The sequence below is a fragment of the Bradyrhizobium sp. USDA3010 genome, from assembly GCF_056429065.1.
On sequence record NZ_JBWJZD010000138.1, the window covers coordinates 1 to 632 of the forward strand.

Genomic DNA, 632 nt, shown 5'->3' on the forward strand with positions numbered 1-632 from the left:
CCTTGCGGGCCCGTCGGACCGGTAGGCCCTGTTGGTCCGGTCGCTCCCGTTGCGCCGGTACGTCCAGTTGCACCGGTCGAGCCCGTTGCACCGGTGTTGCCGGTGGCTCCCGTGGCGCCAGTCGCACCTGTGGCTCCGGTTGCGCCGGTGTCGCCCGTCGCGCCCGTGGCGCCGGTCGCACCCGTTGCTCCGGTTGCGCCGGTGTCACCCGTCGCGCCCGTGGCGCCGGTCGCACCGGTGGCTCCGGTTGCTCCGGTGTCGCCCGTGGCGCCGGTCGCACCCGTGGCTCCGGTCGCGCCGGTGTCACCCGTCGCGCCCGTGGCGCCGGTCGCACCTGTGGCTCCGGTTGCACCGGTGTCGCCCGTCGCGCCGGTCGCACCCGTGGCTCCGGTCGCGCCGGTGTCGCCCGTGGCGCCAGTCGCACCCGTCGCTCCGGTCGCGCCGGTGTCGCCCGTCGCGCCGGTCGCACCCGTGGCTCCGGTTGCGCCGGTGTCACCCGTCGCGCCAGTCGCACCCGTGGCTCCGGTTGCGCCGGTGTCGCCCGTCGCGCCGGTCGCACCCGTGGCTCCGGTTGCGCCGGTGTCGCCCGTCGCGCCGGTCGCACCCGTGGCTCCGGTTGCGCCGGTGTCGCC

Annotated in this window: 1 protein-coding gene; it reads left to right on the plus strand. The window is 77.7% G+C overall.

All coding sequences use genetic code 11. From position 1 onward, the window contains the following. Positions 1-111: 111 nt before the first annotated feature. A partial coding sequence (locus AC066Y_RS43305) for a hypothetical protein (RefSeq protein ID WP_478279145.1) occupies positions 112-632 on the plus strand: 521 nt, incomplete at its 3' end.